The organism is Asanoa hainanensis (assembly GCF_900188485.1).
Taxonomy (GTDB): Bacteria; Actinomycetota; Actinomycetes; order Mycobacteriales; family Micromonosporaceae; genus Asanoa; species Asanoa hainanensis.
In genome coordinates this window covers 108,640-135,130 of the sequence record NZ_FZPH01000020.1, presented here as the reverse complement: position 1 = coordinate 135,130, position 26,491 = coordinate 108,640, and the positions used below count along the sequence as shown (strand labels likewise).

24 protein-coding genes are annotated in these 26,491 nt (G+C 71.4%); 11 read left to right on the top strand and 13 right to left on the bottom strand.

Annotated elements, in window-relative coordinates; translation table 11 throughout:
- Nucleotides 1-333: 333 nt before the first annotated feature.
- Genes CHC05_RS35030 through CHC05_RS42875 form a run of 5 tightly spaced genes read right to left on the bottom strand, consistent with a single transcriptional unit; the run spans nt 334 to nt 5,645 of the window.
- Nucleotides 334-780 (bottom strand): VOC family protein, encoded by a 447-nt coding sequence (locus tag CHC05_RS35030; RefSeq protein WP_089254921.1) that lies wholly within the window; start codon nt 778-780, stop codon nt 334-336.
- A gap of 33 nt (nt 781-813) precedes the next feature.
- Entirely contained in the window at nt 814-1,407 is a 594-nt protein-coding gene (locus CHC05_RS35025; RefSeq protein ID WP_089254920.1) for a GTP-binding protein, read from the bottom strand.
- Nucleotides 1,388-1,765, bottom strand: coding sequence for a DUF742 domain-containing protein (locus CHC05_RS35020; RefSeq protein WP_089254932.1), 378 nt, complete (start codon nt 1,763-1,765; stop codon nt 1,388-1,390). Before CHC05_RS35020 ends, CHC05_RS35025 begins: the two co-directional genes overlap by 20 nt.
- Nucleotides 1,755-2,186: a roadblock/LC7 domain-containing protein gene (locus CHC05_RS35015; protein WP_089254919.1), complete on the bottom strand. Its 432-nt coding sequence runs from the start codon at nt 2,184-2,186 to the stop codon at nt 1,755-1,757. Before CHC05_RS35015 ends, CHC05_RS35020 begins: the two co-directional genes overlap by 11 nt.
- Complete coding sequence (locus tag CHC05_RS42875) at nt 2,187-5,645, bottom strand: sensor histidine kinase (RefSeq protein ID WP_245871377.1); 3,459 nt, start codon at nt 5,643-5,645, stop codon at nt 2,187-2,189.
- A gap of 246 nt (nt 5,646-5,891) precedes the next feature.
- Here CHC05_RS42875 and CHC05_RS35005 point away from each other — a divergent pair, with 246 nt between their 5' ends.
- Nucleotides 5,892-6,458, top strand: coding sequence for a hypothetical protein (locus tag CHC05_RS35005; RefSeq protein ID WP_089254918.1), 567 nt, complete (start codon nt 5,892-5,894; stop codon nt 6,456-6,458).
- Nucleotides 6,459-6,479: 21 nt separating this feature from the next.
- On the top strand, nt 6,480-7,517 hold the full coding sequence (locus CHC05_RS35000) for a hypothetical protein (RefSeq protein WP_089254917.1): 1,038 nt from the start codon (nt 6,480-6,482) through the stop codon (nt 7,515-7,517).
- A gap of 46 nt (nt 7,518-7,563) precedes the next feature.
- Here CHC05_RS35000 and CHC05_RS34995 read toward each other — a convergent pair whose 3' ends face one another.
- Nucleotides 7,564-8,223 carry a hypothetical protein gene (locus tag CHC05_RS34995; protein ID WP_144022906.1) on the bottom strand — a complete coding sequence of 220 codons (660 nt, stop codon included), beginning with the start codon at nt 8,221-8,223 and terminating at the stop codon, nt 7,564-7,566.
- 177 nt (nt 8,224-8,400) lie between these two features.
- Between CHC05_RS34995 and CHC05_RS34990 the strand changes: the two genes are divergently transcribed.
- The 4 genes from CHC05_RS34990 to CHC05_RS34975 are packed head-to-tail and all read left to right on the top strand — an operon-like array spanning nt 8,401 to nt 11,946.
- Entirely contained in the window at nt 8,401-10,056 is a 1,656-nt protein-coding gene (locus CHC05_RS34990; RefSeq protein ID WP_089254915.1) for a sodium:solute symporter family protein, read from the top strand.
- A 5-nt stretch (nt 10,057-10,061) separates the two neighbouring features.
- Nucleotides 10,062-10,361, top strand: a complete 300-nt coding sequence (locus CHC05_RS34985) for a hypothetical protein (protein WP_089254914.1) — start codon at nt 10,062-10,064, stop codon at nt 10,359-10,361.
- 12 nt (nt 10,362-10,373) lie between these two features.
- Nucleotides 10,374-10,727, top strand: a complete 354-nt coding sequence (locus CHC05_RS34980) for a YciI family protein (protein WP_089254913.1) — start codon at nt 10,374-10,376, stop codon at nt 10,725-10,727.
- Nucleotides 10,717-11,946 (top strand): DUF6596 domain-containing protein, encoded by a 1,230-nt coding sequence (locus CHC05_RS34975; protein ID WP_179266509.1) that lies wholly within the window; start codon nt 10,717-10,719, stop codon nt 11,944-11,946. Before CHC05_RS34980 ends, CHC05_RS34975 begins: the two co-directional genes overlap by 11 nt.
- 28 nt (nt 11,947-11,974) lie before the next feature.
- On the opposite strand, the gene CHC05_RS34970 is transcribed toward CHC05_RS34975, so the two are convergent.
- From CHC05_RS34970 to CHC05_RS34950, 5 genes are all read right to left on the bottom strand, one after another.
- Nucleotides 11,975-14,248, bottom strand: coding sequence for a glycoside hydrolase family 6 protein (locus tag CHC05_RS34970; RefSeq protein ID WP_089254911.1), 2,274 nt, complete (start codon nt 14,246-14,248; stop codon nt 11,975-11,977).
- A 236-nt stretch (nt 14,249-14,484) separates the two neighbouring features.
- Nucleotides 14,485-15,114 carry a LutC/YkgG family protein gene (locus CHC05_RS34965; protein ID WP_089254910.1) on the bottom strand — a complete coding sequence of 210 codons (630 nt, stop codon included), beginning with the start codon at nt 15,112-15,114 and terminating at the stop codon, nt 14,485-14,487.
- Entirely contained in the window at nt 15,098-16,540 is a 1,443-nt protein-coding gene (locus CHC05_RS34960) for a LutB/LldF family L-lactate oxidation iron-sulfur protein (RefSeq protein ID WP_089254909.1), read from the bottom strand. The genes CHC05_RS34965 and CHC05_RS34960 overlap by 17 nt, the downstream gene beginning before the upstream one ends.
- Nucleotides 16,537-17,241 (bottom strand): (Fe-S)-binding protein, encoded by a 705-nt coding sequence (locus tag CHC05_RS34955; protein WP_089254908.1) that lies wholly within the window; start codon nt 17,239-17,241, stop codon nt 16,537-16,539. Before CHC05_RS34955 ends, CHC05_RS34960 begins: the two co-directional genes overlap by 4 nt.
- 6 nt (nt 17,242-17,247) lie before the next feature.
- Nucleotides 17,248-17,898: a GntR family transcriptional regulator gene (locus tag CHC05_RS34950; RefSeq protein ID WP_245871375.1), complete on the bottom strand. Its 651-nt coding sequence runs from the start codon at nt 17,896-17,898 to the stop codon at nt 17,248-17,250.
- 66 nt (nt 17,899-17,964) lie between these two features.
- Between CHC05_RS34950 and CHC05_RS34945 the strand changes: the two genes are divergently transcribed.
- Both CHC05_RS34945 and CHC05_RS34940 read left to right on the top strand, forming a co-directional pair.
- Complete coding sequence (locus CHC05_RS34945; protein WP_089254907.1) at nt 17,965-19,035, top strand: lactonase family protein; 1,071 nt, start codon at nt 17,965-17,967, stop codon at nt 19,033-19,035.
- A 147-nt stretch (nt 19,036-19,182) separates the two neighbouring features.
- The gene (locus CHC05_RS34940; RefSeq protein ID WP_089254906.1) at nt 19,183-20,934 is read left to right on the top strand and encodes a VWA domain-containing protein; all 1,752 of its coding nucleotides are present in this window, start codon (nt 19,183-19,185) and stop codon (nt 20,932-20,934) included.
- Here CHC05_RS34940 and CHC05_RS34935 read toward each other — a convergent pair whose 3' ends face one another.
- The gene (locus tag CHC05_RS34935) at nt 20,935-22,077 is read right to left on the bottom strand and encodes a PP2C family protein-serine/threonine phosphatase (RefSeq protein ID WP_089254905.1); all 1,143 of its coding nucleotides are present in this window, start codon (nt 22,075-22,077) and stop codon (nt 20,935-20,937) included.
- 56 nt (nt 22,078-22,133) lie between these two features.
- On the opposite strand from CHC05_RS34935, the gene CHC05_RS41855 reads away from it, so the two are divergent.
- The gene (locus CHC05_RS41855) at nt 22,134-22,604 is read left to right on the top strand and encodes a MarR family winged helix-turn-helix transcriptional regulator (protein WP_179266505.1); all 471 of its coding nucleotides are present in this window, start codon (nt 22,134-22,136) and stop codon (nt 22,602-22,604) included.
- Here CHC05_RS41855 and CHC05_RS41850 read toward each other — a convergent pair.
- Nucleotides 22,601-23,773, bottom strand: a complete 1,173-nt coding sequence (locus CHC05_RS41850; RefSeq protein WP_245871374.1) for an ROK family protein — start codon at nt 23,771-23,773, stop codon at nt 22,601-22,603. The two genes, CHC05_RS41855 and CHC05_RS41850, sit on opposite strands and share 4 nt — an antisense overlap.
- 88 nt (nt 23,774-23,861) lie before the next feature.
- On the opposite strand from CHC05_RS41850, the gene xylA reads away from it, so the two are divergent.
- Nucleotides 23,862-25,052, top strand: coding sequence for a xylose isomerase (gene xylA, locus CHC05_RS34925; RefSeq protein ID WP_089254904.1), 1,191 nt, complete (start codon nt 23,862-23,864; stop codon nt 25,050-25,052).
- Between the two features lie 13 nt (nt 25,053-25,065).
- On the top strand, nt 25,066-26,472 hold the full coding sequence (xylB, locus tag CHC05_RS34920; RefSeq protein WP_089254903.1) for a xylulokinase: 1,407 nt from the start codon (nt 25,066-25,068) through the stop codon (nt 26,470-26,472).
- The last annotated feature ends 19 nt before the right edge of the window (nt 26,473-26,491 follow it).

The window sequence follows — 26,491 nt, the reverse complement described above, 5'->3', positions numbered from 1 at the left end:
CGGTCTCGGCGTCGCCACGCGGCCCGCTAGAGGCTCCGTCCGACATTGATCCACCCCCGTCAGAAACCGGGTCGACCCGCACCTAAGACTGACACGCCGGGCCGACCCCGGCCACCGATCGCGCTGGAACCGCGCCTGGCATCCCTTTTGTGCCTATTAGGGCATGTGTCGTGTCCGGGGTCGAGGCGAGGCGGAGTTCAGGCGCCGTCTGGCCGCACGGCACCGTCACCCGGCAACAACGCCGGCATTCGGGCAAAGCCGCCGCACACCCAGACGGCGCCTGGCCCTCCGCAGCCCGGCCTCAGACACGAAACGCGCGTTAAGGGCGCAAAATCACGAGACGCAGAACTCGTTGCCTTCCGGGTCGCGCATCACGACGGCGAAATACTCGTTGGCCGCGTCGTCGAGGACGCGGAAGATCGAGGCACCCGCCACGCATAGTCGGGCCACCTCGGCCTCGACCGCGGCCCGCCGCGACGGCAGCGGCTGGGTGCGGCCACCACTCACGTCCAGGTCGAGATGCAGGCGGTTTTTGACCGACTTGGCCTCGGGAACCTTCTGGAACCAGAACTTCGGCCCGACGCCGGCCGGATCGACCAGGCGGTCGGGGGCATCAGGCTCGCCGGCCAGCTCTTCCTCGGGGACGCCAACGCTCCGGTACCACGCGTGCCAGCTCGCGAAGCCGGACGGCGGCGGTGCCAGGTCGTAGTGCAACGCCGTCGCCCAGAACTTCGCCAGCTCGGCCGGAGCCGCGCAATCGATGGTGATCTGCATCTTCATGGGGTCCATGTTCGACCACACGTACGACAAAAATCAGGCGGCGACGACCCGCCGCTTGGCGACATGCTCGACCAGCGCGATCAACAGGTCCTTGCCCGACTGCCGGTCGCGCGCGTCGCAGAGCACCACGGGCACGTCCGGGTCCAGGTCGAGCGCGTTGCGCACCGATGCCGGGCTGTGCAGCTGCTTCCCGTCGAAGCAGTTGACGCCTACCACGAACGGGGTGCGCCGCGTCTCGAAGTAGTCGACCGACGGAAAGCAGTCGGCCAGCCGCCGCGTGTCGGCCAGCACCACCGCGCCGAGGGCGCCGAACGCGAGCTCGTCCCAGAGGAACCAGAAGCGGTCCTGGCCGGGCGTACCGAACAGATAGACCTGCAGGTCCTCGTTGATGGTGATCCGGCCGAAGTCCATCGCGACCGTGGTCGTGGTCTTCGCCTCGACGCCGGAGACGTCGTCGGTGTCCTCGCCCGCCGAGCTGAGGACCTCTTCGGTCTGCAGAGGGCGAATCTCGCTGACCGCGCCGACCAGCGTGGTCTTGCCGACCCCGAAGCCGCCCGCGATCAGAATCTTGAGCGCCATCGGGATGCGTTGCCCAGCTCCGGGACGCTCAGAGCGCACGGAGTCCATTGACCACCGCCTGGAGGATGTCGTAATTGGGAAGTGCGGCCGCGGGCTGCGGCTCGTAGGAGACCACGAGCCCGGCGCCGAGCAGATCGCCGAGCAGGACCCGGACAACGCCGAGTGCGAGGTCGACTCGGGCGGAGAGCTCGGCGACCGCCACCGGGCGCTGCGCGACCTCGATGATCGCGCGGTGCTCGGGTTGCAGTTGCGCGGCGTCGACGCGGTCGAGCGGCGCCGCCACCACGAACGCCACCAGGTCGAAGCCGGTGGCCGGACGGACCCGACCCCCGGTCACCGTGTACGGGCGAACGACCGGCCCGGCATCCATGTCGAGCCAGTCGTGTCCGGGCGTGTCAGCCGCCATCGCCACTCTCCGGAGGCACTGGCGGTATCCGGGCCGGCGAGGTCATGTTCTGCCCGACCCGGGTGACCAGCATGGCCATCTCGTACGCGACGAGGCCGATGTCGGTCTCCGAGGTGGCCAGCAGCGCCAGGCAGGCACCCTGGCCGGCGGCGGTCACGAACAGGTAGGCCTGCTCCATCTCGACCATCGTCTGCCGGACGGCGCCCGCCGCGAAGTGCCGGCTGGCACCCTTGGCGAGACTCTGGAAGCCGGCTGCCATCGCGGCCAGGTGCTCCGCGTCGTCGCGCTCCAGCCCTGCGGTCGAGCCCATCAGCAGCCCGTCGGCCGAGAGCACGATCGCCTGCTCCGCCCCGGGCACGCGGGCGACGAGGTCTTGGAGCAGCCAGTCGAGGTTGGACTGCGGCCTGGTCGTCTGCGTCACTTACGCGTCCTTTCCGGATGGATCCTTGACCTGCGCGGACCGGTCGCCCGCGGTGGGCGGTTCCGGTTGCTGCTCAGAGGGTACGGGTGGCGTCACGGAGCCAACTCCCTCCGTCGGGTCGGGAAGTTCACCCGACGCACCGGTCTCGGTTGCGGGCCGCCGCGGCTCCACCGGCTCGGCGGATCCGTTGTGCGTGACCGTGCCGTTGCCGATGGCGGAGGTCCCGTCATGGTCGCCCACCCCGTTGCCATCACTGGCCGGCGCGGGCGTCGTCGGCGAGGTGTAGCGGCGGATCCGCAGCGCGCGGGTCGCGTCGCTCAGGCCCGGGGCGCCATCGCGGCCCGCGATGCTCGTGCTCGCAGCGCCAGGGGCACCCATGCCGGCGTCGCCGGAGGCATCGAGGCCGGCGTTGCCGGCGGCACCCGTGCCCCCGTTGCCGGCGGCACCCGTGCTCGCAGTGCCAGCGGCACCCATGCCGGCGTTGCCGGCGGCACCCGTGCTCGCAGTGCCAGCGGCACCCATGCCGGCGTTGCCGGCGGCGCCTCCGCCGGCCATGTCGGCGGCTCCCGCCTCGCCGGCGGGGCCAGCGATGAACCCGGAGAACGCCGAACCGGTGGCGTTGTTCGCGGCCGGCTTGTCGGGAGAGCTCCCGCGAACCGGATCTGCAACACCGTCCACGGCCGATGGCGGTGTCCACATCGGGCGCTCCGCTACCTTTGCGGTCAGGTCTCCGGTGGTCTCCGTCCCGCTCTCCTGGCGGCCCCGGGTCGTGCCGGCCTGGAGGGCGGACATGCGGGCGCGCACCTCCTCCGGGTCGCGTGCGACGGGTGCGGGTGAGGTCGGCGCGGCCGACGCCCCTGAGGACTCGTCGGCCGGGCGGCGAAGCTGCGGTGCCAGGTGCCGCTGGCGGTTGCGGCGGGGGAGGCCGTCCTCTCCGATGACCAGCTCGGCCGTCGCCTCCTCCGGGCGCCGCCGGCGCTGCACCGGCAGGCCGAGCACAGGCGTCGGCTGCGCGGCGACCTCGGCCGAAGCCGCCCCCGACCCCGACCCCGACCCCAAAGCCGAACCTGAACCGAAGGCCGAACCCGAACCGGAACCGGAACCGACGGCCGAACCCGACCCCGACCCTGAACCGAAGTCCGAACCCGAACCGAAGTCCGAACCCGAACCGAAGTCCGAACCCGAACCGAAGTCCGAACCCGAACCGAAGTCCGAACCCGAACCGGAACCGGAACCGAAGGCCGAACCCGAACCGAAGGCCGAACCAGGCGCGGAAGCCGCCGTCGGCGAAGGAGTGGAAGGCGTTGCGGCAACCGGCGGCGGAGTCGCGATCGGCTCACGCGGCGAGTGCGCCGGCGCGGTCAGCCCGCCGGACAGCGCGGTCGGCCACGTAGCACCGGGCGACGAGGACCAAGCGCCGGCCGACGTGCCGTCGCCACCGGTCGGAGCGGCGACGTCCGGGACCGCCCACACCGCCGAGTCGTCGGCCCCGACCAACACCGCGTCGTCCGTGCCGGGCGGCAGGGCCCGGTCCGTCGGGGCTTCGACCTCGGCCGGCGTGCGACCGGGCAGGGCCAGGGCCCCGGTGCCGGTGGCGATCAGCGCGGTGGGCAGCAGGGCAACGGCGGTCACGCCGCCGTAGGGGGACGGGCGGAGCTGCACCCGTACCCCGTGCCGGGCGCCTAGCTGGGCCACGACGAACAGGCCCAGCCGCGCGGAGTTGCCCGGGTCGAACTCCGGCGGCTCGGACAGCCGCTGGTTGGCCTCGACGATCGCCTCCGCCGGCATGCCCAGGCCGCGGTCTTCGATCTCGATGGCGTACCCGTTGGGAACGGCCTGCCCGGCGACCCGCACCTTCGTCTGTGGCGGCGAGAACGACGTCGCGTTCTCGATCAGCTCGGCCAGCAGGTGGATGACGTCGGCGACAGCGCGGCCGGCGACCGCCGCGGGCTCGATCGCCATGATGGTGACCCGGGGGTAGTCCTCCACCTCGGACACCGCGCCCCGGATCACGTCGATCATCGGGACCGGCACCCGCCAGCCCCGGCCGGGTGCGGCGCCGGCCAGCACGACCAGGTCCTCGGCGTGGCGGCGCATGCGGGTGGCCAGGTGGTCGATCCGGAAGAGGTCGCCCAGCTCGTCCGGATCCGTGGTCCGGCGCTCCATCTTGTCGAGCAGGGCGAGCTGGCGGTGCAGCAGCGTCTGGCTGCGCCGGGCGATGTTGAGGAAGACCTCGCTGAGCCCGCGGCGCAGCACCGCCTCGTCGACCGCCGAGGCCACCGCGGTGCGCTGGACCGCGGCGAACGCGTGGCCCACCTGCCCCAGCTCGTCGGACCCGAACTCGAGCGACGGCGACTCGGCCTCGACGTCGACCTCCTGGCCGCGCCGCAGCCGGCCGACCAGGGCGGGCAGTCGCTCGTCGGCCAGGGACAGCGCGGCGGTACGCAGGCCGACCAGCCGGCGGATCAGCTCACGGCCGACGCGCACCGAGACGTAGAGCGCGACGGTGACCGCGACCAGACCGAGGAAGCCGGCCAGCCCGAGCCTGATCAGGATGCCGGTGGCGACCGGGATGGTGCGGTCGGTCAGCCGCTCGGACGCGTCGAGCTCGAAGTCACGCAGGTCGTGTTGCACCTGGTCGTACGAGGACTGCCAGGCCGTCGCCGAGATCGGCGGGACGCCGTTGTCGCCGCCCTTGTTCACCAGGGTGTTGAGCATGTCGTTGAGCTGCGAGAACGCGGCACCCTCGGTCAGCCGCGTGTATTCGGCGCGGTCCTCGTCGGGCAGGTCGGCGACGGCGTTCTCGTACAGGTAGCGCTGGGTGCCGATGATCTGCACCAGCTGGCCGTGCTCGTCGGCGCCGAACCGGCCGCCCGCGAACACCCCTCCCACCAGCGCGTCGGCGCGGGCCAGCACCTCGCGGGCGCGGCCGAGCGTCGTGACCGCCCGGGCTTCCCGGCCGAGTTGCTCGTCGGGCAGGGCGACCAGCACCGCGAACGCCCGGAACGCCGAGTCGATCACGCCGTTGTAGAGGCCCAGCGCGCCGGCCTTGTCCATGTCGCGCCGGTCGATGAAGTCGCGGCCGGAGGGCAGCACCGCGAACGCCTGGTCGAGCTGGGCCAACCGGCTGGCCAGCAGGTCGCTGGTGTCGGCCTCGGCGGACTTGCGCCGGAACTCGGCGATCGCGTTGTCCGTCGCGGTGCGCTGGGTGGCGAGCCGCTCGGGGCTGCTCTTGCCAGCCAGATAGACCAGCGACAGTCGGCGTTCCTGTTGGAGTGCCGACACGACGCTTTCACCGGGCTTGCCGATGTCGTCAAGCAGGCCCTGCGCGGACAGCAGGCTGAGCGCCGGCCCAAGCGTCAACGTGGTCGCGAAGATCCACAATGCCGTGAGCGCGGCGATCGGCACGGCGACCAAAGAAATGATCTTCGAACGGATCGACCAGCTGCGCGTATTCATCAGTCCTCGCCCGAGGGTTGGCAGGATCGACGACACGTGTCCTGTCAACTCCCGCCAGAAAGCCGACACCGCCGGTGACTCGTGCGCCTTGGGCAGGATACGCAAACGCGCCCCGCCGCACTACCGCCGGACGTCGATGTCCCGGCCGCCGGTCGTCGGTTGCGGAAAGTTCCGCGAACAAAGTCTCGCGAACCGGGATTGGAGACCGTTGCCATCTGGGAAATAACGCGATGAAGGAGGGACGCCATGTCGGCCACTCAGATTGTCGTTCTCGTCATCGTCATCGTGGTGCTCGTCGCGGTAGGGATTTTCGCCTGGACGGCCATGCGCCGCCGGGCACTACGGGACAAGTTCGGTCCGGAGTACGACCGGGTACTCGAAGAGCAGGAGAGCAGGGCGGCCGCAGAGCGTGAGCTTCGCGACCGTGAGCGTAAGCACGCCGAGCTGTCCTTGACGCCGCTCAGCCCGGAGTCGCACGACCGCTATGCCCAAGAGTGGGAAGAGCTGCAGGTCATGTTCGTCGACGACCCGGCCCGCGCGGTCGGTGCGGCGGACGAGCTGGTCACCCGGCTGGTCGCGGAGCGCGGTTACCCCACCGAGGACTACGACGACCAGCTCGCCCACCTGTCCGTCGAACACGCGCGCACGCTCGGCAACTATCGCGACGCGCACGACATCCATCTCGCCAACGAACGTGGCGAGGCCAGCACCGAACAGTTGCGCCAGGCGGTCGTGTACTACCGGGCCCTGGTGGCCGAACTGCTCGGCGACCAGCCCGTGCACACCGACACTCCGGCCACCGAACCCCGCTGACGACGTCGAGGAGATTCCGCTATGACCTACCAGGACCAACGCAACGAAGACCACCCCGAAGCGGTGCGCTCCGACCCGGTGCCGGTGCAGCGCAGCGCCCCGGACGACGAGTTCGACGACGTCGCTGACCGGGACGGCATCGACGACCGCACCGAGGCCGACCGGGGCTACCACGACAACGCGACCGAGGAGAACGCGACCGACGAGAACGCGACCGACGTGGCCGCCACCAGCGCGGACGGCTACCACGACAGTGCGACCGACGAGGCCGTCACCAGCGCGGACGCCGGCTACCACGACAACGTCGCGGACGAGGGCCACCACGAGAACGCCGAGGCCGCTGACGCGGACCGCGACGGCGTCGACGACCGCGAGGTCCGCGACGAGACCGACGTCTACCAGGAAGCCGAGGACGAGCGCGACGGGTACGACGAGCCGGTGATCGCCTCCCCGGTGGACACCGACGTGGAACGCAGCGGCGTCGACGACACGGACCTCGACCGCGACCGGACGGACGACGACGACCGGGCGTTCGGCGGCCCGACGTTCCCCGAGAGCGCGCTGGCGCCGGCCGGGTTCGGAGCGGCGGCCGCTGGCGGCGCCGCAGCGGCAGCGGCGATGGCCGCCAACCGCACGGACACCCGCACCGACGAAGAGAACGTCGAAGAGCGCGTCGAAGATCGCGTAGCAGGGGACCGGATCGGCGACGACCGCACCCCGGACGAGGTAGCCGTGGTCGCGGCCGACGACGAGCCGACCGAGCTCATGCCGGGTGACGTGGAAGCGGCGCCGGTGACAGCTCTGGTCGCGGTCGAGGCCGCGCAGGGCTTCCGGGACCGCTGGCGCGAGGTGCAGCTGCGCTTCGTCGACGACCCGCGGGGTGCCGCGGCCGAGGCGCAGAGCCTGGCCGAGGAGGTGTCCGACGCACTGGTCGCCGCGCTCGACTCGATGCGCAACGACCTGGGCGGCTGGGAGGCCACCGAGGGCGCCGACACCGAGCACCTGCGCGTGGTGGTCCGCCGTTACCGCGACTTCCTGGACCGCATGCTGCAGAGCTGACCGGTTCGACGGGGCCCTTGCCAAAGCGCGAGGGCCCCGTCGTGCGTCAGCCCAGCGGAGTCGGCGTGACCTGCTCGCCGTCGACGATCACGGTGCCGGTGGCCAGGTCGAGCACGGGTGCCGGCCGCACGACGCCGTCGACCTCGAGGATCCCGACCTGCCGTCCCTCGACCACGATCCAGCCGCCGTTCACCTTGGCGTTGCGCACCTGGGCGGTGGCCCGGTAGAGGCCGGACGGCTTGCGTACCGTGCCGAGGTCGAACGTGAAGGTGTCGCGTCCGGCGGTGACCGTGCCCTTGGCCCGCTTGTCGTCGAAAGAACCAGTGATCTTCCCCTTGGCGCCGGCGAGGGTCAGCCGCTCGTCGACCGCCGTGCCCTGGAACCAGGCTTCGATCTTGTTGCCGTCGCAGAGATAGCCCACCGCGACACCGTCCTTGACCGCGATCGCGAGGCTGGCCGCACCACCGCGCACCGACCCACCCCAGGTCACGGTCACCTTCTCCTGTGCCTGCGCACGAGCGGGCGGCTGGGTGACAGCGGGAGCGGCCGGCGGCTCCGCGGTAGGCGACGGCGCCGGCGCCGCGACCTGGTTCTCGCTGGCCGCGGCCGGCTTCGGAGCGACGGTGAGCGCGTTGTTCGCGGCGAACAACCCACCGCCGGCAGCGAGACCGACCACCAGCGTGATGACGGTTCCCAAGCGCTTCATGATCACTCCCCGTTCCGGGCGTCCCCTACAGGAGACAGCGTCTCGTGACGGTGCATCTGATTACAACCACGCACCGCGGAAGGCGACAGTTCGAAGAGTTTTCGCGAACGTCCATCCGGGTACGTCCGCCCGGGGATCGATCCGAGCCGATCGGACCGGCGGGCGGAAGGGGACGGTGTGGACGGTGGGCTGCGGCTGGATCTGAACTGGCTGGACTATCTGCTGTTGACGCTCTACTTCGTGACCGTGCTCGGGGTCGGGTTCGCCGCCCGCCGGGCCATCAGGACCAGCGTCGACTTCTTCCTCTCCGGGCGTTCGTTGCCGGCCTGGGTGACCGGGCTCGCGTTCGTCTCCGCCAACCTCGGCGCCCTCGAGATCATCGGGATGGCCGCCAACGGCGCCCAGTACGGCATCATGACCACGCACTACTACTGGATCGGCGCCGTGCCGGCGATGGTCTTCCTCGGCATCGTGATGATGCCGTTCTACTACGGCTCCAAGGTCCGCTCGGTGCCGGAGTACCTCCGGCTGCGGTTCAACCGCCCGACCCATCTGCTCAACGCGCTCAGCTTCGCCGTGGCCCAGGTGCTGATCGCCGGCGTCAACCTGTACGCGCTGGCCCTCGTGCTCGACGCGCTGCTCGGCTGGCCGTTGTGGATCTCGATCATCGTCGGTGCCGCGATCGTGCTCACCTACATCAGCATCGGCGGGCTGACCTCGGCGATCTACAACGAGGTGCTGCAGTTCTTCGTCATCCTGGCCGGGCTCATCCCGATCACCGTGATCGGCCTGGTCAAGGTCGGTGGCTTCGACGGCCTGTTCGACAAGGTACGGAACAGCGATCTCGGCGAGGCCGGCCTGCACGCCTGGGCCAACACCGGCTCGTCCGACAACCCGCTCGGCGCGCACTGGCTCGGCATCGTCTTCGGGCTCGGCTTCGTGCTCTCGTTCGGCTACTGGACGACCAACTTCGCCGAGGTGCAGCGCGCGCTCTCCGCCCGCAACATGAGCGCCGCCCGGCGTACGCCGCTGATCGCCGCGTACCCGAAGCTGCTCATCCCGCTCGTGACCATCATTCCGGGCATGATCGCGGTCGTCACGGTGCAGGGGCTCGGCGCCGACGAGGGCGACCTGGTCTACAACAACGCGATCCCGCTGCTGATGCGCGACCTGCTGCCCAACGGCGTGCTCGGGATCGCGGTCACCGGACTGATGGCGTCGTTCATGGCCGGCATGGCGGCCAACGTGAGCGGCTTCAACACCGTCTTCACCTACGACATCTGGCAGACGTACGTGAAACGGGAGCGCGACGACGACTACTACATCAAGGTCGGCCGGCTCGCCACAGTCGGCGGCATCGTCGTCGGCATCGGCACCGCGTTCATCGCCGCCGGGTTCTCCAACATCATGAACTACATCCAGGCACTGTTCTCGGTCTTCAACGCCCCGCTGTTCGCCACGTTCATCGTCGGCATGTTCTGGAAGCGGATGACCGCGGCGGCCGGCTTCTGGTCGCTGCTGTCGGGCACGGTCGTGGCCCTGGCGACGTACCTCCTCTATCTGGGTGGTGCCCTGCCGTTCGACACCGACCTGGAGGAGAGCTTCTGGGGCGCCGGCCTCGCGTTCGTGACCGTGCTCGTGGCGGCGTTCGTGACCAGCCGGTTCACGGCGCCCAAGCCCGAGAGCGAACTGCGTGGCCTGGTACGCGGCCTCGGCGGCATCGACCTCAAGGGCGACGTCGTCGCCGGCGACGCGGCCTGGTACCGCTCGCCACTGCTGCTCGGCGGCGTCGCGCTGGCTCTGTCCCTGCTGTTCTACATCCCGGTCTGGTGAGGGCGATGAATGACGAGGAAGAGCGCCGGTCGGCCGCCGCGCGGATGTTCGACGTCCGCCGGGTGATCGGCGGGTTGTTCGTGGTGTACGGCGTGATCGTCACGCTGGTCGGCGCGTTCGACGGGTCAACAGCGATCGACAAGGCCCAGGGGGTACGGATCAACCTGTGGGCCGGGTTGGCCATGCTCGCGGTGGGCCTGCTGTTCCTAATGTGGCAATGGCTTTCCCCGGCCGAAGCACCGGAGCCGGCCGAATCTGATGGCGACGATGTCGAAAATGAGGGAGGCGACGCGTCGGTCCGGTAGAAGGAGGAAGTCATGAAATACATGCTCATGCTCTTCGAACCCGAGACCGACTGGGAAGCCCACCCCGACGAGTTGCAGGCGAACCTGGCCGAGCACGACGCGTTCTCCACATGGCTCAAGGAACGCGGCATCACCGAGGTCGGTGGCGAGGCGCTGCGTGGCCCCAGCACGGCCACCACCCTGCGCAAGGTCGGCGACGAGATGGTGGTGACCGACGGGCCGTTCGCCGAGCTCAAGGAGCACCTCGGGGGCTACTACATCATCGACGCCAAGGACCTCGACGAGGCGATCGAGGCGGCCCGGCGGTGTCCGACCGGCACCGTGACCGAGATCCGGCCGATCTGGGACATGACCGATTACACCTGACGTCGACGACGCGCTGGCGACGGCGTACCGCCGTGAGTGGGCCCAGGTGCTCGCCACGGTGGTGCGCCTGACCCGCGATCTGGACGCCGCGCAGGACGCGGTGCAGGAGGCGTTCGCGGCGGCGGTGCCGGCCTGGCGCGCCAACGGGGTGCCCGCGAACCCGGGTGCGTGGCTGACCACCACCGCCCGGCGCAAAGCCGTCTCCGCCCGCCGCCACGTCTCCGCGGTCGAGAGCCGGCTGCCACTCCTGGTGGTCGACGAGCCGGGCGACGCCGACCCGTTCCCCGACGACCGGCTGCGGCTGCTGTTCACCTGCTGCCACCCCGCGTTGGACCTGGCCGCCCGGGTCGCGCTCACGCTCAACGTCGTCTGTGGACTGCCGACGGCCGACATCGGCCGGATCTTCCTGGTGCCCGAGTCGACGATGGCGGCCCGGGTCACCCGGGCCAAGCGGAAGATCCGGGCGGCGGGCATTCCGTACCGGGTGCCCGCGCCGGACGAGATCGCGGACCGGCTGCCGAGCGTGCTGGCCACCGTCTACCTGTTCTTCGTGCAGGGGCACACGCCGCCGCGTGGGGAGGAGCTGACCGCGGCCGATGTCACGGCCCGGGCGCTCGACCTGGCCCGGGTGCTGGCGGCGCTGCTGCCCGGCGAGCCCGAGGTGGTCGGCCTGCTGGCGTTGCTGCTGCTGACCGAGGCCCGCCGGCCGGCCAGGGCGGACGCCGCCGGCGCTCCCGTGCTGCTCGCCGACCAGGACCGGGCGCGATGGGACCGGCGGCTGATCGCGGAGGGTCTCGCGCTGGTGCGACCCGAGCCGCGCGGCCCGTACGCCATCCAGGCCGCGATCGCCGCGGTGCACGCGCTGGCGCCGCGGGCCGCCGACACCGACTGGGCGGCGATCGTGCGGCTGTACGACGACCTGCTGGCCGTACACCCGTCTCCGGTCGCGGCCTTGGCGCGGACCATGGCGTACGCGGAGGTGGCCGGACCCTCGGCGGGCCTCGCGGCCGTCGACCTGCTGGCCGCCGACTCGCGGCTCGCCGGCTACCACGTGTTGCCCGCCGCCCGGGCCGACCTGCTCCGCCGGCTGGGCCGGTCCGTGGAGTCGGCGCAGGAGTACGCGCGGGCGGCCGAGCTGGCCGGCAACGCGGCGGAGCGGGCCTATCTGCTGGCCCGGGCGGCGGAACATGGGAACGGGTCCCCGCCCCGGCTGCCGTGACCGGAACGGGGACCCGCGGTCTATCTATCTAGGAGAGCGGTGGGTAGGCATTGGCCATGAGCTGGCGGAACTGCGCCGAGAACCACGCGCCGGAGATCGGTGCGTCGGGCAGTGCGCCGGTCAGGTTGTTGCCGTTGAGCGAGTTGCCGGTGTACGTCGGGTCGCACATCCGGTCGAAGCCCTTGCCGTCGTTGTTCGGGATCTCGCGGCTCGAACCGTCGGACTCACCCGGCGGCTTGACCCAGACGTACGCGTCGATGCCCGCCGCGGGCGCCGCGGTCGGCCGCTCGCCGAGGCCGGCCCCGCTCTGGTTGCACCAGTTGCCGGCGTGGATCCGCCGGTCGATGCGGGACTGGTCGACGAACGTGTTGAGGTCGGTCGACGTGCTCGCCGCGGTGGGCCGTGCCGAACCGCCCCAGCCGTTGCGGGACGTGTCGATCAGCATGCCGATGCTGGAGCTGAAGCCCTGGCTGACCAGCTCGGTCCGGAACGCCTGGGCGAAGGTCAGCTCGTCGACGTAGAAGTTCCAGTCGACCCAGCGGGACTGCCGGATCTGCTGGCCGTTGACCGTCGTGTTGATGTTGAAGAACGGCTCGCGCAGCGACGAGTAGTTGGCGGTGTTGACGATGAAGCCGTGCACGTCGTTGACGGTCGCGCCGGACGCGCCGGCGGCGGCCCGGAGCTTCTGGGCGGTCGGACGGAAGTTGCTGTCCCAGCCGATCCAGCCGTGGTGTGCGGCGTCGATGTAGTTGTAGACGTTCGGGATCGCGCCCAGCTTGTCGAGCGCGTAGCCCACACCGTCGACGTACCCACCGTTGGAGTTCATCGTCGCGCACTTGGCGATGTTGAGGTTGGTGACCAGGTTCGGCAGCGAGTCGATCTCGATGATCGTGATGATCCGCAGGCTGCGGTACTTGCTGTTGCTCATGATCGCCGCGATCGGGTCGATGTACTGGCTCTTGTAGCGAGGCAGCTCGTCGACGCCGAGCTCACCGTTGGAGGCCAGCGCCGCGCAGTCCCGGCCGGGCAGGTTGTAGATGACGAACTGGATGTAGCCGGCACCCTGCGCGAGCGCCGCGTCCAGGTGGTCCTCGACGCCCATCGGGCCGTTGGACTGGCTGTCCGGGGTGCCCTCGATGGCGGCGATCCGATCCAGCCACACCGCGGTCGGCTGGTTGGAGACGCGGGAGCCGCCCGGCTCGGCGGCCGCCTTGGCCGACCACTCCGGGTTGACGTAGCCGCGGGCGCCCGAGTACGGGTTGTCCACCTTCGACCCGTTGTTGGGCTGGTCGTTGTCGGACTCCGTCGCGGTCACGCTGACGTTGCCGGCCGAGCTGGTCGCGGTGATCGTCGCGCTGCCGTTGGTCTGGTCGCTGTCCTCGGCCGCGCTGACGGTGACCGGCACGCCGCTGCTCCAGTTGGAGCTGGTCAACGTGAAGCTCGTCGGCGAGATGGTGATGTCGGAGTCACCGGATTTGGCCAGCGACACGGCGACCGAGCTGCTCGGTGCCGAGCTGAGCCGGTACGTTACGGTCGCGGAGCCGCCTTCGGGGACGCTGACGGCGCCGGTGCTGGACTGCAGGGTCGGGGTCGACGTGCCGCCGCCGACGGTGAACGGCACCGCCGAGGTGGTGGTGGTCAAACCGGCACTGTCGTACGCGCGGGCCGCCGCGGTGTGGCTGCCGGAGGCGACGGAGGTCGCGCTGTACGCGTACGGGGAGCTGGTGTCGCTGTTGACGACCGTCCCGTCGATCAGGAACTCGACCCGGCTGATCGGCCCCTCGACGTCGCTGGCGGTGGCGGCGAGCGAGACCGCGGCCCCGGCGGCGAAGTTCGCGCCGCTGGAGGGACTGGTCAGCGTCACGGTCGGCGCGGTGTTGCCCGGCGTCGTGCCGCCACAGGTGGTGCCGTTGACGGTGAACGAGGTCGGCTTGGGGTTGCTGCCGCTCCACGCGCCGTTGAACCCGATCGAGGTGGAGGCGCCGGTCGCGAGGTTGCCGTTGTAGGACATGTTCTGCGCGGTGACGTTCTGGCCGGACTGGGTCCAGGTCGCCGACCAACCCTGCTGTACGCGCTGGCTGGCGTTCGGGAAGGTGAAGCCGAGCGTCCAACTGGTCAACGCGTCACCGGTGTTGCGCAGGGTGACGTTGGCGGTGAACCCGCCGGGCCAGTCGTTGGTGGTGTAGGTGACGTCGCAGGCGACGGCCGCCTGAGCCGGCGTCGAGGTCGCGACGAGGCCGGCGGCGGCGAGCAGGCCGGCCCCGGCGACGGCGAGCAGCCGCCGTCTTATCGACAGTGTCATTGCCGTGTCTTCTCCTTGGCCAGACCGGGTCCGAACCCGGGGATGGGGGTGGCTATGCGATTGCTCGGCCCGGCCCGGTCAGGCGCCAGCGCGCGGCGTCACACCCGCCGTCCGGAGTAGACGAACCCCGGTGCCCTCGGCGATGATGCGGTGCGACCCACGTAGATGCGGCTCGATGAGAAGTCTGCCATGGGAGCGCTTCCATCACAAGCGCTCTATGCGTACGCGATCCGATCTCAGGCGACGATGACGACGTCCAGGCGGCGGGGGCCGTGTACGCCCTCCACGCGGTTGAGCTCGATGTCGCTCGTGGCCGACGGGCCCGAGATCATGGTCAGTGGGCGGGTCGGGTCGGCCAGGCGGCGCAGGGCGGCCGGTAGGCGTTCGACGATCTGGTCCACCCGGACCACGCAGACGTGGTGGTCGGGCACCAGCGTCAGCAGGCGGCGGCCCTGGTCCGGGCCCGCGTCCAGGATCAGGGTGCCGGTCTGGGCCACCGCGACCGCGCAGCCGGTCACCACCGCCACGCCCGGTGCGTCCAGGTCCGCGACCGTCAACCCGTCCCCTGAATCCCGGGCGATCTCGCCTCCGTAGAGAGAAAGCCACGCGGCCGGCACCCCCGGCGGCAGCGCCACCGACGGCACGTCGGTCAGCGACGCGGCGAGGATGGCCGGCAGATCGGCCGCGGCGCAACGGCGGACCGTGGCCTTGTAGTCCTCCAACCGGTCCACCAGCAGGTCGACCAACGCTAAGCCGGCCGGGCCGTCGTCCGCGGCGTAGTCGCGCGGGACATCGACAGGCGCGGCAGGCTGGGCCGCGCGGACCCGGCGCAGGATCTCGGTGCGGGCGTCAGGAGGAGTGCTCACGGGTCCACCATTCGCGGAAGGTCTGCTTGGGCGGCAGTGGGGCGTCGCGCACCGAGGTCCAGGCCGACAGCGGCCACGGCACCCGCCGCAGTGCTCCCCGCCGGCCCGCGACCAGGCGCAGCGGTGCGGCGCCCCGGCGGGCGGTGCGCAGGGCCGCGGCGTACCGGCGGCGGTCGCGCATCACGTAGGACATGGTGCGCATCGCCGTGCGCTCCGCCGACGGTCGGCCGCGGGAGTCGTCCACACCGCGCTGTCGCAGGTGGACCAGCACCTGCGGGATGTCGATCCGGACCGGGCACGCGTCGAAGCAGGCGCCGCACAGGGTCGACGCGTACGGCAGCGTGCGGTTGGCGCCTTCGCCGCTCATCTGGGGCGACAGGATCGCGCCGATCGGGCCCGGATACACCGACCCGTACGCGTGCCCGCCCACCCGCTCGTACACCGGGCACACGTTGAGGCACGCCGAGCACCGGATGCAGCGCAGCGCCTGCCGGCCGACCTCGTCCGCCAGCGTGTCCGTGCGGCCGTTGTCGACCAGCACGATGTGCACCGTCTGCGGTCCGTCGCCCGGGGTCACCCCCGTCCACAGCGACGTGTACGGGTTCATCCGCTCGCCGGTCGACGACCGGGGCAACAACTGCAGGAACACCTCGAGGTCCGCGAAGGAGGGCAGCAGCTTCTCGATGCCCACCACCGAGATCAGCGTCTCGGGCAGGGTCAGGCACATCCGGCCGTTGCCCTCGGACTCGACGACCGCCAGCGTCCCCGAGGAGGCGATCGCGAAGTTGGCGCCGGAGATGCCGACCTTGGTGGAGAGGAACCGGGACCGCAGGTGCCGCCGCGCCGCCTCCGCCAGGGCCGGTGGGTCGTCCGTCAACGAGGAGGCGTCGACGCCGAGCATCCGGGAGGCGAAGATGTCTCTGATCTGGCTGCGGTTGTAGTGGATCGCCGGCACCAGGATGTGCGACGGGGTGTCGTCGGCCAGCTGCACGATCAGCTCGGCCAGGTCGGTCTCCACCGCCTGGATGCCGACCGCCTCCAGCGCCTCGTTGAGCCCGATCTCCTGGGTCGCCATCGACTTGACCTTGACTACCTCGGCGGTGCCCGTGGCGCGCACCAGGCCCGCCACCACCGCGCACGCCTCGCCGGCGTCACGCGCCCAGTGCACGGTCGCGCCCGCCGCCGTCGCGGCCGCCTCGAACTGCTCCAGCAGGTCGGGGAGCCGGGCGAGCACGTCGTCCTTGATCGCCGCGCCGGCCACCCGGAGCTGTTCCCAGTCGGACACCTCGCCGACCACCCGCAGCCGCTTGTCGCGGATCGTGTGCGTCGCCTTGCGCAGGTTGTGCCGCAACTGCTGGTCGCCGAGCTCCCGCCGAGCCGCCGTCGGGAACGGCAACGGCGTGACGACGTTCCCCGTGCCCGTCATCGCGCGGCCAGGATCTGTGCGTAGTGGATAGGTGTCACCGGAGCCGACGAGCGGGACAGCCCGCCACCGATGTGGGTCAGGCACGAGTTGTCGGCGGCCGCGAGATATTCAGCACCCGTGTCGCACACCGCCGCGCACTTGTCGGCCAGCATCGCGCCCGAGACGCCCGGGTTCTTCAGCGCGAACGTCCCACCGAACCCGCAGCACTCTTCGGCTCCCGACAGCGGCGACAGCGTCAACCCTTCGACCGCCGCCAACAGCTGCCGCGGCCGGTCGCCCAGCCGGAGCATCCGCAGGCCATGACAGGTCGGGTGGTACGTGACCCGGTGCGGGAAGCGGGCGCCCACGTCGATCACCCCCAACTGGTCGACGAGGAACTCGGACAGCTCGAAGGTGCGCGCGGCTACCACCGTCAGATCATCGGACGGCGCCAGTCGCGGATAGCTCTCCCGGACCATCGCCACGCACGACGCCGAAGGGGCCACGATCGCGTCGTACGCGGAAAAGGTCTGGACGAAGTTGGCCACCAGCGGCAGTGCCTCGGCGCGGTAGCCGCTGTTGGCGTGCATCTGGCCGCAGCAGGTCTGGTCGAGGGGGAACTCGACCTGGTGCCCGAGCCGTTCGAGCACGGTCACCACCGCCTTGCCGGTGTCCGGGAACATCAGGTCGTTGACGCAGGTGACGAAGAGGGCGATCCGCATCGGTGGTTACCGGCTCTCGAAGAAGGGCAGGTGGCGGTCGCGTGCCGCCGTGAGGTGGGCGCGCATCGCGTCGGCGGCCGCGTCGGCGTCGTCGGCGTCGACCGCGTCGACGATCCGGTGGTGCTCGCTCGCGCTGACGCCGTAGTGCGCGGTCGGGAAGTGCAGCCGGAACAGGTGCAGGTGGGCCCGCAGCCGGACGACCGCGGCGTGCAGCATCCGGTTGCCGGACAGCTCGGCCAGCGTGTGGTGGAAGCGGGCGTCCTGCGCGGTGAACGCCGCGACCGCGTCGGCGCCGCCGGGCCCCGGCAGGTCGGCCGCCCCGCGCAGCCCGGCCAGCTCACCGGTGTCGAGGCCGGCGCCGGCGGCCTTGGCGGCCCCGGCCGGCTCGAGGACCAGTCGCATCTCGACCAGCTCTTCGAACTCGGCGCGGGTCAGCAGCGGCGTCGCCGTGTAGCCGACCAGTGGCGTCTTGCTGACCAGGCCGTCGGACTCGAGCCGGGCCAGCGCCTCGCGCACCGGGGTGGGGGATACGGCCAGCCGGCGGGCCAACGCGTCGATGTTGATGCGGGCGCCGGGCTGCACCTCGTGATCCATGATCAGGGCCTGCACCGCGGCGTAGACGTCGTCGGTGAGCGTGATCCGTCGGGCGGGCTGCACGATCAAAGATCCTATAGGATTTGCGGGCGGGCCGCAGCGTGCCGGCGTCGGTGATTGGATCAACGCGTGACCGACGAGATCGTCTACCTCGGCTGCTACACGAAGGAATCCGGCGGTACGGGCGAGGGGATCATCGCGGCCACCCGCGACCCGGTCTCCGGCCGGTTGACGCCCGGTGACGTGGTCGCGCGTACCCCGTCGCCGTCGTTCCTGACCTGGCACCCGACGCTGCCCGTGCTCTACGCCGCCAACGAGCTCGCCGAGGGCGAGGTCACCGGCTGGGCGGTCGACGGCCAGGGCCCGTTGCGGCCGCACGGGCGGGCCGAGACCGGTGGCGCCGAGCCGTGCCACGTCGCGGTCACCGCCGACGGTTGGCATCTGCTGGCCGCCAACTACGCGAGCGGCTCGATCTCCCTGCACCCGCTGGACCCGATGACCGGTGTCGTGGGCGAGCGGACCGACCTGGTCGTCCACGAAGGCCACGGACCCGACCGGGACCGGCAGGCCGGGCCGCACCTGCACATGATCTCGATCGACCCGGCGGGTGGGCCGTTGGTCGCGGTCGACCTGGGCACCGACGGCCTCTATCCCTACCGGATCGACGGCGAACGGCTGGCGCCGGCCGGCGAGCCGATGCGCCTCGCGCCGGCCACCGGGCCGCGGCACATCGCCCGCCACCCGGACGGTCGCCGCGCCTACCTGACCGGTGAGCTGGACGCAATGGTCACGAGCTTCGAGTTGGACGGCACGGAGTGGCGCCAGCGCAACCGGCTGGAGGCGAGCACCCGTTCCGGCGAGAAGTTCCCGTCGGAGATCGCGTGCCGCACCGACGGGCGCTACCTCTACGTGGCGACCCGCGGCGTCGACACGGTGTCGGTGTTCGCGTTGGACGGTGCCGCGCCGAGGCTGGTCACCGAGATCGACTGCGGGGGTCGTTGGCCGCGGCACCTGGCGCTGGCCGGCGACCACCTTTACATCGCCAACCAACTCGGTGACTCGGTCTCGGTGTTCGCGGTCGATCCGCGGACCGGTGTGCCCACGATGGTCGACGCGCCCGTCCCGGTCGCAAGTCCGACTTGCGTGTTACCTCCGCGCGAGACCGTCATTTCGGGATCCGCGAAAAAGGTTGCTGACTAAGGGATTTAGCGAACACGTCGGAGTAACGCGGTCACAGGAAGTGACGATAACCGATAAGTTCGTTGCTCCTGCGTAACTTTAAGCCGAACGTACCTGTCGCAGATGCCTCCCTGTACGCAAGATGGTCGGGTGTCTGGCCGGCATCGCATGCGAATGAAGCTCCGCGGCGCTGGCGTCATCGCTGCCGCGATGGCGCTGGTGCTCGTTTCCGTTGGCGTTTACTTCGGTTACCGACAGGTATCCCAGCCCGGATGTTCGGGCGAGGCGAAGTTGAACGTCGCGGCGGCGAGCGAGATAGCGCCCGCCATCGAGAAAGCCGCGAAGGCGTGGGTCGACGGCGGCGCTCAAGCCGACGGCGTCTGCGTCGCGGTCAACGTGATCCAGCAGGAGCCCGTTGACGTCGCCGCGGTGGTCGCCGGTAAGCACGGCGTCTCGTTGGCCGGCGTCGGGCTCGCCAACGGCACCGCCACGATGCCGGACGTCTGGGTCCCGGACTCGTCGACCTGGCTGCTGCGGTTGACCAGCGCGGCGCAGGGCTTCTCGCCGACCAACGGCCAGTCGATCGCCCGCAGCCCGGTGGTCGTCGCGATGCCCGAGCCGGTCGCGCAGCAGATCGGGTGGCCGCAGAAGAAGATCAGCTGGCTCGACCTGCTCGGCCAGCTCACCACGGGCACCACGATCAAGCCCGGCATCGTCGAGCCGACCCGCGACGCCGCCGGCCTGTCCGGCCTGCTGGCGCTCGGCGCCCAGGCGGGCACGCTCGGCGCGCAGGCGCCGTCGGCGCAGACCGCGGTGCTCCGCGCGCTCGCCTCCGGCAAGTCGGCACTCCGCGAGGACCTGCTGGCCAAGTTCCCGCGGTCCACCGACCCGGCGAGCATCGCGCAGGCGCTGTCCGTCGCGCCGCTGTCCGAGGAAGACGTCGTCCAGTACAACTCGGCGAAGCCGCCGATCCCGCTGGCCGCGCTCTACCTCGAGCCGGCGCCGACGTCGCTGGACTACCCGTACGCGGTGATGCCCGGCACCGACCCGATGAAGGCGAAGGCGGCCGAGGGCCTGTTCCGCGTGCTGACCGCCAAGGACTTCAAGAACGACCTGGGTGCCCAGCACCTGCGTGCCGCCGATGGCACCTGGGGCGACGGCTTCGAGGCACCGGCCGGCGCGCCGAGCCCGGCCGGCACCCCGCAGGTGACCAAGTCCGGCGACTCCGGTGGCTCGGCTGCCGGCAGCGCCGACCCGGCCGTGGTCGACCGCACGCTGGCCACCTGGACGGCGGTCACGCTGCCCGCCCGGATGCTCGCCGTCATCGACATCTCCGGCACGATGGGCGGCAAGGTACCCAGCGCCGGCAACGCCACCCGGATGCAGCTCACCCAACAGGCGGCGACCCGTGGTCTCGGGTTGTTCAGCGACGACTGGGCGGTCGGCCTCTGGGTTTTCTCCACCAACCTGGGCGGTGGCAAGGACTACAAGGAGCTGGTGCCGATCCAGCCGGTGTCCAGCGGCCGGTCCGCGCTGCTCGGCAAGCTGGCCACGATCCAGCCCAAGAAGGGCGGCGACACCGGTCTGTACGACACGATTCTCGCCGCGTACAAGAACGTGCAGAAGGGCTGGCAGAGCGGCCGGGTCAACTCGATCGTCATGCTCACCGACGGCATCGGCAACGACGACCCCGACGGTGGCATCAGCCAGGCCGGGCTGATCAAGGAACTCAACTCGATCAAGGATAAGTCGAAGCCGGTGCAGCTGATCATCATCGGGCTCGGTGACGAGGTCAACCGCGGCCCGCTGGACCAGATCACGAAGGTCACCGGCGGCGGCGTCTTCGTCGCGGAAGACCCGGCGAAGATCGGCGACATCTTCCTGCAGGCCATCTCGCGACGGCCCAACACGGCGAACTGACTACGGAGCGGCTTTCGGGCCGTTCCAGTCGAGGCAGACGACCACGGCGTCGTCCACCAGATCGGTCGACACGTGTGCGCGCAGCTCCCCGAGCAGCGCGCGCACGGCGTCCAGCGGCGACCGGTGGCGGCTGCGGCGGACGAACTTGGTCAGCGCGCTCTCGCCGTAGCGGCTGCCGGCCTGGTCCAGTGCGTCGTACACGCCATCGCTGATGACGAACAACCGGTCACCGACCGCCAGCTCGAAGGTCTGCGGCCGGTAGATGGTGCCGTCGAACATGCCCAGCGGGAGCTGCGCCTCCAGCTCGACGTCGCTGACCTCCTCGCCGCGCAGCAACAGCAGCTGTGGTGAGCCGGCGTCCACCGCGGTGACCACGCCGCTGGCCAGGTCGACCTGCAGCAGCAGCGCGGCCAGGTGCTGCTCGCCCCGGTAGTGCGCGTAGACCGCCTGGTCGGCAAGGGCGGCCTGGTCGGCCAGGTCGAGCCCGCCACGCCGGGCGTTGCGCAGCGCGAACGTCGCGAGGCTGGTCAGCGTCGAGGCGGCGATGCCCTCGCCGGAGCCGTTCACCGCCGACAGCCAGAGCCGGTGGGCGTCGTCGGCCCAGTCGAAGCTGTCACCACGCACCGCGTACGCCGGTTCGAGCTGCCCGGCCAGCGCGAACGACGGACGGGACCGGCTGCGGCCCGGCAGCAGCTCCCACTGCATCTCGGCGGCCAGGGTGAGCCGGCGGGCGCGGGCCGCGACCAGGTAGCGGTCGGTGCTGCCGCGCACCGCCACGACTTCGTGCGCGAGATGGGTGGCCAGGTCCGCGAGCTCGGCCCGGGCCACGTCGTCGTCCTCGGCCACCGGCGCCAGCCGCAGGACCCCGATCCGGTCACCGCGCATGGTGACGGGCAGGAACAGGACGGGCTCGTCGTAAACCTCCGACTGGTGGTCGAAGCTCCGCCAGGCCGGGTGGCCGGGCTTGGTCACCGCTTCGCCGCCGGCCAGCGGCAGTAGGGCGGAGAGCCGGTAGTCGACCAGCAGGAGGTCCGCTTCGGTGATCCCGTAGTGCTCTTTGAGCTGGTCGCCGAGCCGCTCGACGATCGCGTCGGCCTCGGCTCGTGACAGCGCGCGTTCGACATCGACTAACCGTTCGTTCATCGCTGGTCCCCTCGGCGAGGTCACGACGTATGCCCTCGGGGTAGGGTTTTCCCACCATGGCCGATCACCATGCGTCCTCTGACGTCACCGCTCAGGCCGCCGCTGTCGACAGCGCGGCCGAGGCGTTGCTGTCCGTCTGGGACGCGGCGCGCGAGGGTGCCGCCGATCGCGTCTCGGGGTCACAGTTGCGTGCGATGCTCGTGGTCGAGGAGTTCGACGGCATCAACCTGCGCGGCCTCGCGGGCAGCCTGGGCATGATCCTTTCCTCGGCCAGCCGGCTCTGCGACCGGTTGGTCGCCGCCGGCATGATCGAGCGCTTCCCGGGCCGCACCGACCGCCGCGAGATCGCCCTGCACCTGACCAAGGTCGGCCACCGGCTGCTCGAAGAGCTGCGCGCCGAACGCCGTCGCCGGCTCAGCGAGACGCTGGCCCAGATGAGCCCCGCCGCCCGGCAGGCGCTGCTGCGCGGCCTGAGCGAGTTCAGCGAGGCGATGGCCAAGCCGGCCTCCGAGTCGTTGACCGCCTAGGTCCGCATCCACTCGGCCGGCTCGGCCAGGATGTCGCGGACCACCGCGCCCGCGGCGCCGACCGCCGCGGCCGCCGGGCCCAGTGCCGACGCCCGCACCGTCATCGGCGACCAGGCCGAGGTGAGCACCCGCCGGGACAGCTCCGCCTCGACGGACGGGGCCAGCCAGGGCGCCAGCGGCCCGAAGATCCCGCCCAGCACCACGGTGTCGACGTCGAGCATGTTGACCACGCCGGCCAGCGCGACGCCGAGCGACGTGCCCGCCGACGGCAGCCGGTGCCGGGCCAGCTCGTCGTCGGCCCGCAGCCGGGCCAGGCCCGCCTCGCCGGCCGGCAGGTCGCGCAGCAGCGCCTCCTGGCCGGCGTACTGCTCCAGGCAGCCGAGCGCGCCGCACCGGCAGCGCGGGCCGTCCGGGCGGACGCAGACGTGGCCGAGCTCACCGCTCCAGCCGCGGGCGCCGCGGAACAGGTCGCGGTGCAGCACGATGCCGGCGCCGATGCCGATCTCGCCGGAGACGTAGACGAAGCTGTCGAGCCCCTGCCCGTCGGCGTGCAGCTCGGCCAGGGCCGCCAGGTTGGCCTCGTTGTCGATGGTCACCGGCAGGTCGCCCAGGGGTCCGCCGGCCAGCGTGCCCGCCGCGTCGACGTCGTGCCAGGCCAGGTTGGGCGCACGGTGGATCAGCCCGGTGCCGGAGACGAGGCCCGGAACGGCGAGCGCGGCGCCGGCGACGACGCGGCCGGCGGCCGCCGCTTCCGTCCTCAGCTGGGCACCGAGGTCGGCCACCGCGGCGAGCACGGTGTCCGGGGAGAGCGGGCGCTGGTCGACGTGCAGCACCGCCCGGTGCCGCACCGTGCCGGTCAGGTCGACGACGCAGCCCGCCAGGTAGTCGACGTTGATCTCCAGTCCGAGCCCGGCCGGGCCGTACGCGTGCAGGACGAGCCCGACTGCCGGTCGCCCGGCACCGGCCCGGGGAGCCGGACCCACCTCGGCCAGCAGGCCGCCACCGACCAGATCGTCGACCAGCGCGGAGACGGTGGCCCGGGTCAGCCCGGTGCTGGCGGCGACGTCGGCGCGCGACGGCGGTCGATGGGCGGCGGCCACCTGGCGCAGCACCAGGGCCAGGTTGTGCGCCCGCACGCTGGCCTGGCGTACCGGTGATCCGCCGTTCACACCCTTGACACTGCCACGACTCAGTCAAATAATTCAACCGCTAAACAAATTCCGCGCCCAGGATGCGCACTTTTGGAGGAGGCCCAGGATGGCAGCCGATCCCACCCGCGCCGACAAGTTCTCGTTCGGTCTCTGGACCGTCGGCTGGCCGGCCCGCGACCCGTTCGGCGACGCCACCCGGCCGCCGCTGGACCCGGTGGAGTCCGTGCACCGGCTCTCCGAACTCGGTGCCTACGGTGTGACGTTCCACGACGACGACGTGATCCCGTTCGGTTCCGACGACGCCAGCCGCGCCGAGCACATCGCCCGGTTCCGCAAGGCGCTCGACGAGACCGGCATCGTCGTGCCGATGGTGACCACCAACCTGTTCACCCACCCGGTGTTCAAGGACGGCGGCTTCACGAGCAACGACCGCGACGTACGCCGGTTCGCGCTGCGCAAGGTCATGCGCAACATGGAGCTGGCCGCCGAGCTCGGCGCGCAGACCTACGTGATGTGGGGCGGCCGCGAGGGCTCGGAATACGACCTCGCCAAGGACGTGCAGGCGGCCCTCGACCGCTACCGCGAGGGTGTCGACTTCCTCGCGCAGTACTCGATCGACCGCGGTTTCGGCCTCCGCTTCGCCTTGGAGCCCAAGCCCAACGAGCCCCGCGGCGACATCCTGCTGCCGACGGTCGGCCACGCGATCGCGTTCATCTCCAGCCTCGAGCACGCCGACCTGGTCGGCCTCAACCCCGAGGTCGGGCACGAGCAGATGGCGGGCCTCAACTACGCGCACGGCATCGCCCAGGCGCTGTGGCACGGCAAGCTCTTCCACCTCGACCTCAACGGCCAGCGCGGCATCAAGTACGACCAGGATCTGGTCTTCGGCCACGGTGACCTGATGAACGCGTTCGCCCTGGTCGACCTGATCGAGCACGGCGCGCCCGGCGGCGGCCCGGCCTACGACGGCCCGCGGCACTTCGACTACAAGCCCTCGCGCACCGAGGACGCAGGCGGCGTGTGGGACTCGGCGGCCGCCAACATGCGGATGTACCTACTGCTCAAAGAGCGGGCGCAGGCCTTCCGGGCCGACCCCGAAGTGCAGGAGGCGCTGGCCGCCAGCAAGGTCGGCGAGCTGAGCCAGCCGACGCTGGGCACCGGCGAGAGCTACACCGACCTGCTGGCCGACCGCGCGTCGTACGAGGACTTCGACGCGGACGCGGCCGGCGCGAAGGGCTTCGGCTTCGTCCGCCTCAACCAGTTGGCCGTCGAGCACCTGCTCGGCGCCCGGGGCTAAAGGAGAACTGACCATGCCGCTGGTCGCCGGCATCGACTCGTCCACGCAGTCGTGCAAGGTAGTGATCCGCGACGCCGAGACCGGCGCGCTGGTCCGGGAAGGGCGCGCCACGCACCCGGAGGGCACCGAGGTGCACCCGGACGCGTGGTGGCGCGCCCTGACCGAGGCCAGCCGCCAGGCCGGCGGGCTCGACGACGTGGCCGCGGTCGCGGTCGGCGGCCAGCAGCACGGCATGGTCTGTCTCGACGAGCAGGGCGAGGTGGTCCGCCCCGCCCTGCTGTGGAACGACACCCGCTCGGCGCAGGCCGCCTCCGACCTGACCGCCGAGCTCGGTGGCCCGAAGGCCTGGGCCGACGCGGTCGGCTCGGTCCCGGTGGCCAGCTTCACCATCACCAAGCTGCGCTGGCTGGCCGAGCACGAGCCGGCCAACGCCGACCGCACGGCGGCCGTCTGCCTCCCGCACGACTGGCTGACCTGGCGGCTCGGCGGCACCGGCGCCCTGGCCGACCTGCGCACCGACCGCGGTGACGCCAGCGGCACGGGCTACTGGTCGCCCGCCACCGGGGTCTACCGCCCCGACCTGCTGTCGCTCGCGTTCGGCCGGGAGCCCCAGCTGCCGACCGTGCTGGCGCCGACGGGCCACGCCGGCCGGCTGCCCAGCGGCGCGGTGCTCGGCCCGGGCACCGGCGACAACGCGGCCGCCGCCCTGGGCGTCGGCGCCCAGCCCGGCGACGTGGTCGTCTCGATCGGCACGTCCGGCACGGTGTTCAGCGTGGCCGACCTGCCCGCCGCCGACCCGAGTGGCATCGTCGCAGGCTTCGCCGACGCGACGGGCCGCTTCCTGCCGCTCGTCTGCACGCTCAACGCCGCCCGGGTGCTCGACGCCGCGGCCGCGATGCTCGGCGTGACGCACAGCCGGCTCGCCGAACTGGCCGGCCAGGTGCCGTCCGGCTCCGACGGCCTGGTCATGGTGCCCTACCTGGAAGGCGAGCGCACCCCGAACCGGCCGCTGTCGACCGGCGCGGTGCACGGCCTGACCCTGAAGACCTCGACGCCGGCGCACTTCGCCCGGGCCGCGGTCGAGGGCATGCTCTGCGCGCTCGCCGACGGCCTCGACGCGCTGATCGCCGAGGGCGCCGCGGTCAACCGGGTGATCCTGATCGGCGGCGGCGCGCGCAGCGAGGCGGTCCGGCGGATCGCTCCGGAGGTCTTCGGCTGCGGCGTCGTGGTGCCCGAGCCCGGTGAGTACGTCGCCGACGGCGCCGCCCGCCAGGCCGCCTGGGCCATCTCGGACCAGCCGGCACCGCCGGCGTGGGCGAACGGCCGCACGGAGAGCTACGACGCCCGTCCGGTCGCGGCGATCCGCGAGCAGTACGCCGCCGTCCGCGAACTCGTCCACGACCGCCCGGCTAACTCGTAACACTGGCCCCACCGCGCTA